Consider the following 8,640-nt stretch of genomic DNA (forward strand, 5'->3'; position numbering starts at 1 on the left):
GGGCTCGGCCGCCTGCAGGGCGGGCGCGCCGAGCAGCAGGCCGAGGGCCAGCGCCAGGCAGGTGGGACGGAAGCGATGCGACATGTCGAACTCCTAATTAGCGAAAAACGGCGCCTATCCCTGCGCGCGGCACCATTGCGCCGGGTCGCTGGGGCGACCCTGCTGGCGAATGGCGAAATACAGTGCCGGCGTATCCTGGCCGCCGCTGGTACCCACGGTGGCGATGGCTTCGCCGGCCTTGACCAGGTCGCCGGCGTTCTTCAGCAGGTTCTGGTTGTGACCGTAGAGGCTCAGGTAGCCGTTGCCATGGTCGAGAATGACCAGTAGACCGGCGCCGCGCAACCAGTCGGCGAATACCACGCGACCGCCGTGTACGGCGCGCACCTGGCTGCCGGCCGGCGCGCCGATCAGCACGCCGTCCCATTTAGTACGAGCGTCGCCGCCGCGCGGGGTTCCGTAGCGTGCCACCAAACGGCCATCGACCGGCCAGGGCAACTTGCCGCGGGCGTTGGCGAAAGGCCCGCCATAGGTCGCGCCGGAGCTGACCTGCGGGCCGCTCGGCGGCGGGTTGCCCGGCCGTGTCTGCTCTGCCTGCTGCGCCAGCAGAGCGCGTTTGCGCGCCTCCTCGGCCTCGCGCGCCTGACGCGCCAGGGTCTCTTCGATGGTCTTCAGCACGCGGCCCAGCTCGGCCTGTTCCTGCTGGCGCGCCTTGAGCCGCTGGTCGCGGCTGGCGAATTCGCTGTTGAGCTTGGCCAGCGCCTGCTGGCGCTCCTTGCGCGCCTCGGCGAGCTTGGCGTGGCGCTCGTCGAGGCCGGCCTTCTGCGCCTGCAGCTGGGCCTGGTGGTTGGCGATTTCCTGCTCGACGTTGGCCAGCTGGCGCAGGGTCTCGTTGAACGCCGCGAGCTGTTCCAGGCGCGCCTGGCTGAGATAGTCGTAGTAGGTCAGGGTGCGCGAGAACTTTTCCGGGTTCTGCTGGTTGAGCAGCAGCTTGACGTACTCCTGGCGGCCGCTCTGGTAGGCGGCGCGGGCCTGGATAGCGATCAGCCGCTGCTGTTCAGTGCGTGCGCTCTGGAGTTTTTTTTTCTCCTGATCCAGGCGCTGGATTTCCTGTTCGCTGCCCTTGAGTTCGCGCTGCAGCTCCTTGACCTGGCCTTCCAGCGCGCCCATCTCGGTTTCGGTCTTCTTCAGCTGTTGCTGCACGCCGGATTTCTCCTGCTGCAGTTTCTCCAGCAGCTTCTTCAGCTCGGCCACGTCCTGACGTGCGGCTTCCAGCTGGCGCTGGGTGTCGGCGCGCTGGTCGGCAAGGACGGGGGCGATCAGGCTGCTGAGCAGGATCAGGGCGAGGATGCGGAGCATGGGCGGGGCGACACCTGGCGGTGGAATGGGCCCTAGTATGCCCGCGCCGCCGGGCAAAAAAAACGCCCCGGGCCTCAAGGCGCGGGGCGTTTGGCGGATTATCGACGTTCAGTCGAGCAGGACGATGGGGGTACCGGTCATTTCCGCCGGTTTTTCCAGGCCCATCAGGCTCAGCAGGGTCGGCGCCACGTCGGCCAGCACGCCGCCGGCGCGGATGCGCGCCGGGCGCTTGCCGACGTAGATGAACGGCACCGGCTCGCAGGTGTGCGCGGTGTGCGCCTGGCCGGTGCACTCGTCTTCCATCTGCTCGACGTTGCCGTGGTCGGCGGTGATCAGCGCTTCGCCGCCGACCTTGTCCAATGCATCGACGATGCGGCCGACGCAGGCGTCCAGGCATTCCACGGCCTTGACCGCGGCCGCGAACACGCCGGTGTGACCGACCATGTCGCCGTTGGCGTAGTTGACGATGATCACGTCATAGCGCTGGTTGTCGATGGCGTCGACGATCTTGTCGGTGACTTCCGGCGCGCTCATTTCCGGCTTGAGGTCGTAGGTGGCGACGTTCGGCGAGGGGATGAGGATGCGTTCTTCGCCCTCGAACGGCTCCTCGCGGCCGCCGGAGAAGAAGAAGGTGACGTGGGCGTACTTCTCGGTCTCGGCGATGCGCAGCTGGGTCTTGCCGTGTTTCGCCAGGTATTCGCCGAGCACGTTGGTCAGCGCCTCGGGGGCGAAGGCGGCCGGCGCCGGGATGCTCGCGGCGTACTGGGTGAGCATGACGAAGCCGACCTGCGGCACGCGCTGGCGCTCGAATTCCTTGAACCCCGGCTCGACGAAGGTGCGGGTCAATTCTCTCGCCCTGTCCGCGCGGAAGTTCATGAACACCACGGCGTCGCCGTCTTCCACCCGGACCGGCGCGCCGATGCCGGTGGCCTTGACGAACTCGTCGCTCTCGCCGCGCGCGTAGGCGGCGTTCAGCCCCTCCACGGCGCTGGCGGCGCTGAACTGGGCATTGCCCTCGACGATCAGCTGGTAGGCCTGCTCGACGCGGTCCCAGCGGTTGTCGCGGTCCATGGCGAAGTAGCGGCCGATCAGGCTGGCGATGCGGCCCTTGCCGAGGCGGGCGAAGGCGGCGTCGAGCAGCTCGATGGAGCCCTGCGCGCTCTTCGGCGGGGTGTCGCGGCCGTCGAGAAAGGCGTGCAGGTAGATCTTTTCGGCGCCGCGGCGCACGGCCAGCTCGGCCATGGCCACCAGGTGATCCTGGTGGCTGTGCACGCCGCCGTCGGAGAGCAGGCCGAGGATGTGCACGGCCTTGCCGGCACCCACGGCCTTGTCCACCGCCTGGTTGATCGCGGCGTTGTCGAAGAACTCGCCGTCGCGGATGGCCTTGGTCACCCGGGTGAAGTCCTGGTACACCACGCGGCCGGCACCGAGATTCATATGGCCGACCTCGGAGTTGCCCATCTGTCCGTCCGGCAGGCCGACGTCCATGCCGCTGCCCGAGATCAGGCCGTGCGGATAGCTGGCGCGCAGGCGGTCGTAGACCGGCGTGTTGGCGGCGTGGATGGCGTTGTGCTCGGGGTTGTCGCTGTGACCGAAGCCGTCGAGGATGATCAGAACCAAGGGTTTGGGCGTGGCGCTCATGCAGCAGACTCGCTCTGGGTCGATGGGCGGGAAACAAGGCCGGGCATTTTACGGTCAAGCGCCTGGCGCGTCACTGCCGGACGGGGTTTGGCCGACCTGTGGGGCTGTGTATACTGGCCGGCATTTTACCGTCCTGGGTCATATAGATGCTCGCCAACCTGATTGAATTCGTCATTAACCACTATGTACTGAGCGGATTGTTCGTCGTCCTGCTGGTGGCGCTGATCGTCACCGAAATGCGCAAGGGCGGACAGAACCTGTCCAGCCGCGAACTCACCGCGCTGGTCAACAGCGAGCAGGGCGTGGTGCTCGACGTGCGTGCGCAGAAGGACTTCTCCGCCGGGCATATCGTCGATTCCCTGCACATCCCCTACGACAAGGTTGCCGCGCGTATCGCCGAACTGGAGAAGCACAAGGCCAAGACCATAGTGGTGGTCGACGCCATGGGCCAGCACGCCGGCAGCATCGCCCGCGAGCTGAAGAAGGCCGGCTACACCGCGGCCAAGCTGTCCGGCGGTATCGCCAGCTGGCGTGGCGACAACCTGCCGCTGGTGAAGTGACATGAGCGAGGTGCTCATCTATTCCAGCGACTGGTGCCCCTACTGCATCCGCGCCAAGCAGCTGCTGACGCGCAAGGGCGTGGACTTCGACGAAGTGCGCGTCGACGGCCAGCCCGCGCTGCGCGCCGAGATGACCCGCAAGGCCGGCCGCACCTCGGTACCGCAGATCTGGATCGGCAGCACCCATGTCGGTGGCTGCGACGACCTCTACGCCCTGGAGCGCGCCGGCAAGCTCGATGCGCTGCTGCAGAGCCCCGCATAAACCTCAAGACCAGAAGGCAAAGGCCATGACCGAACCAGCAAACAACGGCGCCGCCGCCGGCGAACAGCAGAATCCGCAATTCTCCCTGCAGCGCATCTACGTCAAGGACCTGTCCTTCGAGGCGCCGAAGAGCCCGGAAATCTTCCGTCAGGAGTGGACGCCGAGCGTCGGCCTGGACCTCAACACCCGGCAGAAGACCCTGGACGGCGACTTCCACGAAGTGGTGCTGACACTCTCGGTCACGGTGAAGAACGGCGAAGAAGTGGCCTTCATCGCCGAAGTGCAGCAGGCCGGCATCTTCCTGATCAAGGGCCTGGACGCCGCCTCGATGAGCCACACCCTCGGCGCCTTCTGCCCGAACATCCTCTTCCCCTACGCCCGCGAGGCGCTGGACAGCCTGGTCATCCGCGGCTCCTTCCCGGCGCTGATGCTCGCTCCGGTGAACTTCGACGCGCTGTACGCCCAGGAGCTGCAGCGTCAGCAGCAGGCGGCGCAGGGCGAAGTCACCGCGCACTAAGCGACGCCCGGTTCGCAACAGCGCCGCGACTCCCGTTAGGGGCGCGGCGTTTTTGTTTGTGCGGGCGACGGCTTGCACTAAACCTGGATTGCATCCGGGCTACATCCCAGCCTCGGCGAAGCCGTTCTGCCGCCAGGCCTCGTAGACGGTCACCGCCACGGTATTGGACAGATTCAGGCTGCGGCAGCCGGCGCGCATCGGCAGGCGCAGGCGCTGCTCGGGCGGCAGGGCGTTGCGCACCTCCTCCGGCAGACCGCGGCTCTCCGGGCCGAACAGGAAGGCGTCGCCGGGCTGGTAGGCGACCTCGTGAAAGGCGTGCGAGCCCTTGGTGGTGAAGGCGAACAGGCGCGGCTGGCCGAGGCTTGCCAGGCAGCTGGCGAGGTCGGGATGGCGCTTGAGGGTGGCGTATTCGTGGTAGTCCAGGCCGGCGCGGCGCAGGCGCTTGTCGTCCAGTTCGAAGCCCAGCGGCTCGATCAGGTGCAGCTGGCAGCCGCTGTTGGCGCACAGCCTGATAATGTTGCCGGTATTGGGCGGGATTTCCGGTTGAAAGAGGATGACGTGGAACATGCAGGGCTCCGAGCGCAGGGACGACGGCCATTCTACGCCGGTCGAGGACCCCAGGCCGCGAATTCGCTGGCGCTTCATGGCGTCGCTGGCGCTGCTGGCCTTCCTTCTCGGCAGCATGCTCGGCCGCCTGTTCGAGCCGGCGCCGCTGCGCATCGAGGACGCCGAGCCCTGGGCCGCGGGCCTGCAGGTCTGGTTCAACCGTGAACCGGAGGCGCTCGCCGAGCACGTCCAGGGCGCGCTGAGCTATCGCTTCGTCGATGCCTACGGCCGCGAACGCCAGGGTCGCCTCGACCTGGATGGCACTCCGGTCAACTGGCGGATTCAGCGGGAAGGACGGGATCTGCGCCTGATGCTGGTGGCGGCCCGCCCGTTGGGCGGGGAGTGGCGCGGTGCGGAGGTGGATGGGCGCTGGCGGGTGCGTCTGACCCTGCGCCGCGAATAAAAGAGGGGATTCCCCGGCCTGCCTGTACCAAGGTCCCCGAAACTGGGCTTGCCTTAGCTTATGCAGGCTGTGTGCCAATTTTATTACCAAGGCCGAAAGCCGCGGCTTTGCTGGGTCGGTCAGGCTTTTTCGACGTTCGGCCCGGTGCCCGGCCTGCCTCAGTAGGGTGCGCCCTGCGCCCCGAATGGTGCACGCGGCGTCGCATCGTGCGCGTATGCCGCCGGGCAGGGCGGACAAGCGTCACGCTGTCCGCCCTGCCTCCGCTAGCCGCTATCGGTCGCCCTCAGCGCGGCAGCAGGCGCAGCGTGCCGCGGCTATGCGCCGCCACGTCGGTCTCGCTCAGGTGCTGCGGCTGGTACTGGTCGGCCACGTGGGCGGCGGCCTGGTCGTCGTAGTGGGCGTCGAAGGGCACGCCGCTCTGCCCCACCGGAATGCCGCCCAGGGCGCGCTCGGCATCGGCCAGATCGACCAGGCGCCGGGTCGAAGGCCCGTAGACCACCGGCCAGGGTGCCGGACCGACCTTGTGCGACAGGTTGTTCGGCATCTCGTGACCGCCCGGCGCGGCGAACGGGCCGACGTTGAGCAGCCTGGCCAGCAGCGGCTGCTGGCCCAGCGGGTGGCCGTGGGTCAGGGTATGGGCGCGGCCCCAGGCCCAGTCGCCGGGGGCATCGCCGAACTGGCCGCGCAGATGCTCGAGGCTGGCGCGCCAGGCGTCGGCGACTATCTGCGCACGGCTCTCGCGCGTTTCGCTGCCCTGGCGGTTCCACCAGGGTGAGTCGGCATCGGCGGTCAGGCGCGGCAGGGCGCTGTCCAGCACGCGGGTATACAGCAGGCTGTCGAAGAAGGTCTCGCCCAGCTCGTCGGCCATGGCCTCGCGGGCCAACTGGTAGGTCAACTGATTGAACAGGGTGGCGGCCAGCGAGTCGAGCCGGTGATCGCCGTCCCAGGCGGCCAGTTGTTCCACCAGCGCCCGCTCCCGCTCGTCGGCCGCGGCGGCGCGCAGCTCGTCCGCAATCGGTGCCAGCAGGCGCGGGCCGTAGCCACTGCCGCTATCGAGCTGCAGCGCCTGGCTGTTGGCGCTATCCCATTTCACCGTGGCGTCGCTCAGATGCCGGTCCAGGCGCTGGCCGCGGTCGGCCAGGTTGTAGTAGCCGGGCACCTCGATGCCGCTGGTCGCCAGCGGCTGGTAGTTGGCCGAGAGGATATAGCCGCGCGCCGGGTTCTCTTCCTGCGGGTTGGCGGCGAAGGGCTGCCAGCCGGGCTTGTCCGCCTCGCCGCCGGCGCCGTCGAGGATAAAGCTCGGGTTGACCCCGGCCGGACGCAGCGGCAGCTTGGCCGCCGCCCACCAGCCGATGTCGCCGGCGGCGTTGGCCCAGACCACGTTGAGCCCGGGCGCCTCGATCAGCTCGGCGGCGGCGCGGGCCTTGTCCAGGCTGTCGGCGCGATTGAGCTGGTAGAAGGCGTCGAGAATCGGGTTGGCGGTCTCGAGAAAGGCCCACCACAGGGCGATCGGCGTGCTGCCGGCGGCCTGGCCGAGGGCGTCGTTGACGATCGGCCCGTGCGGCGAGCGGCGCAGGCTCAGTTCGACCGGCGCGGCACCCTTGACCGTGATACTTTCCGTGCGCCGTTCGAGCTCCACCCAGCGCCCCTGGTACCAGACCTGTTCGGGGTTGTCCGGGTTGACCCGCTCGGCGATCAGGTCGACGTCGTCGTTCTGGAACATGGTCAGGCTCCAGGCGAAGTCGCGGTTGTGGCCCAGCGAGGCGACCGGGTTGAGCGCCTGGTGGTAGCCGTACAGCTCGAAGCCGGGCGCCTGCAGGTGCGCCTCGTACCACACCGCCGGCACGGCGAAGCGGATATGCGGGTCGCCGGCCAGCAGCGGCTTGCCGCTGGCGGTGCGGCTGCCGGCCACGGCCCAGGCGTTGCTGCCCTCGAACTGCGGCAGGCCGCTGCCCTCCAGCGCCGCGTGGCTGAGCCGGGCGATGGCGGCCAGGTCCTGCCAGTCGCCGGCGGCCAGCGACGTGCCGACCACGCCTTGCGGGCGCCAGTCGAGGTCGAAGACCTTGAGGTAGTCGGCGCCGAGGCGCTCGCGCACATGGCTCAGCACCGGCTCGGTGCGGAAGGCGGCGGCGAAGCTGTAGGCCATGTAGCCGGCCACGCTCAGGGTGTCGGCTACCGTGAAGGGGCGCGGCGAAATGCCCAGCAGGTCGAATTCCAGCGGCCGCGGGCGGCTGGCCTGGTACTGGTTGATGCCGTCGAGGTAGGCCAGCAGGGCGCGCCCGGCCGGGCTGTCGCGGTCGAGGCGGCTGGCGTATTCGTCGGCATGGGCGCGAATGCCCAGGGTGCGGAACAGGCGGTCGGTGTCCACCAGCTGCGCGCCGAGCACCTCGGCCAGTTCGCCGCGGGCCAGGCGGCGCAGCATTTCCATCTGGAACAGGCGGTCCTGGGCGTGCACGTAGCCCAGCGCGCGGTACATATCGGCCTCGTGCTCGGCGCGGATATGCGGCACGCCGCGCTCATCAAAGCGCACCGTGACCGGCGCCTGCAGCGCACCCAGGCGCAGTTCGCCGTCGCGCAGCGGCTGCTTGCCGTGCAGGTACCAGGTCAGGCCGCCGGCCGCGGCGGCGACCAGCAGGGCGAGGGCAGTCAGGGTGCGTTTCATCGCGGGCGATCCTTGTTGTTATGGTCGGCCCGCATTCTGCGCAGGCGCGGCCGTCGCGGCATTGACCAAATGCCGCGGCGCTGAAAGTCTATGGTCAATCACCGCGTGGAGACGCCATGAGCGAAGCCCCCCAGGTCGCCCTGACCCATTCCTCGACCCTGCGCCGCCTGCTCTACGAGGCGCTGGCCGAGCTGGGCCTGGACCCTACCGACACCTACCGCCGCGCCTACGCCGGCATGCCGCTGACGGTGCCGCTGCTGGAGGCGCGCGAGGACCACGACAGCGCGCCGCGCTTCTGGCAGGCGCTGGCCGGCATCAGCGGCGACGCCGATATCGGCCTGCACCTGGGCGAAGTGATGCGCCCGCGGCCGATGGACGTGGTCGGCTACCTGCTGCTGGCGGCGCGCGACCTGCGCCAGGGGCTGCAGGCCTTCGTGCGCTTCCAGCACATCCTCTCCGGCGGCTTCGCCGCACGCCTGGAGGAGGAGGGCGACGAGGCGCGCCTGGTGATCGACCTCAACTACCGCGGCGTCGGCTCGCTGCGTCAGCAGATGGAGTGCCTGGCGGTGTTGCTGCCGAAGATGCTGGCGGCGGCCGGCGGCGAGTTGCCGCTGCTCGGCGTCGACTTCCGCC

General features: G+C 68.8%; 9 protein-coding genes. 5 read left to right on the forward strand and 4 right to left on the reverse strand.

Annotated elements, in window-relative coordinates:
- Window positions 1-114 precede the first annotated feature (114 nt).
- Both N878_RS06155 and gpmI read right to left on the reverse strand, forming a co-directional pair.
- On the reverse strand, window positions 115-1,356 hold the full coding sequence (locus tag N878_RS06155; RefSeq protein ID WP_021442796.1) for a murein hydrolase activator EnvC: 1,242 nt from the start codon (window positions 1,354-1,356) through the stop codon (window positions 115-117).
- Between the two features lie 108 nt (window positions 1,357-1,464).
- On the reverse strand, window positions 1,465-2,997 hold the full coding sequence (gpmI, locus tag N878_RS06160) for a 2,3-bisphosphoglycerate-independent phosphoglycerate mutase (RefSeq protein ID WP_021442797.1): 1,533 nt from the start codon (window positions 2,995-2,997) through the stop codon (window positions 1,465-1,467).
- Between the two features lie 146 nt (window positions 2,998-3,143).
- Between gpmI and N878_RS06165 the strand changes: the two genes are divergently transcribed.
- The 3 genes from N878_RS06165 to secB are packed head-to-tail and all read left to right on the forward strand — an operon-like array spanning window position 3,144 to window position 4,336.
- A complete protein-coding gene (locus N878_RS06165; protein ID WP_021442798.1) occupies window positions 3,144-3,557 on the forward strand; it encodes a rhodanese-like domain-containing protein in 414 nt (137 codons plus the stop codon).
- Window position 3,558: 1 nt separating this feature from the next.
- Window positions 3,559-3,819, forward strand: a complete 261-nt coding sequence (gene grxC, locus N878_RS06170) for a glutaredoxin 3 (RefSeq protein WP_021442799.1) — start codon at window positions 3,559-3,561, stop codon at window positions 3,817-3,819.
- Window positions 3,820-3,844: 25 nt separating this feature from the next.
- Window positions 3,845-4,336, forward strand: coding sequence for a protein-export chaperone SecB (secB, locus tag N878_RS06175; protein ID WP_021442800.1), 492 nt, complete (start codon window positions 3,845-3,847; stop codon window positions 4,334-4,336).
- A 99-nt stretch (window positions 4,337-4,435) separates the two neighbouring features.
- On the opposite strand, the gene trmL is transcribed toward secB, so the two are convergent.
- Window positions 4,436-4,903, reverse strand: a complete 468-nt coding sequence (gene trmL / locus N878_RS06180) for a tRNA (uridine(34)/cytosine(34)/5-carboxymethylaminomethyluridine(34)-2'-O)-methyltransferase TrmL (RefSeq protein ID WP_021442801.1) — start codon at window positions 4,901-4,903, stop codon at window positions 4,436-4,438.
- Here trmL and N878_RS06185 point away from each other — a divergent pair.
- Window positions 4,890-5,345: a hypothetical protein gene (locus tag N878_RS06185; protein WP_256218032.1), complete on the forward strand. Its 456-nt coding sequence runs from the start codon at window positions 4,890-4,892 to the stop codon at window positions 5,343-5,345. The genes trmL and N878_RS06185 overlap by 14 nt on opposite strands.
- A 283-nt stretch (window positions 5,346-5,628) precedes the next feature.
- Here N878_RS06185 and N878_RS06190 read toward each other — a convergent pair whose 3' ends face one another.
- A complete protein-coding gene (locus N878_RS06190; protein WP_021442803.1) occupies window positions 5,629-8,007 on the reverse strand; it encodes a penicillin acylase family protein in 2,379 nt (792 codons plus the stop codon).
- Window positions 8,008-8,123: 116 nt separating this feature from the next.
- Between N878_RS06190 and N878_RS06195 the strand changes: the two genes are divergently transcribed.
- The coding region (locus tag N878_RS06195) for an AraC family transcriptional regulator ligand-binding domain-containing protein (RefSeq protein ID WP_021442804.1) at window positions 8,124-8,640 on the forward strand (517 nt) is incomplete at its 3' end.

This window comes from Pseudomonas sp. EGD-AK9 (assembly GCF_000465935.2).
Lineage (GTDB): Bacteria > Pseudomonadota > Gammaproteobacteria > Pseudomonadales > Pseudomonadaceae > Aquipseudomonas.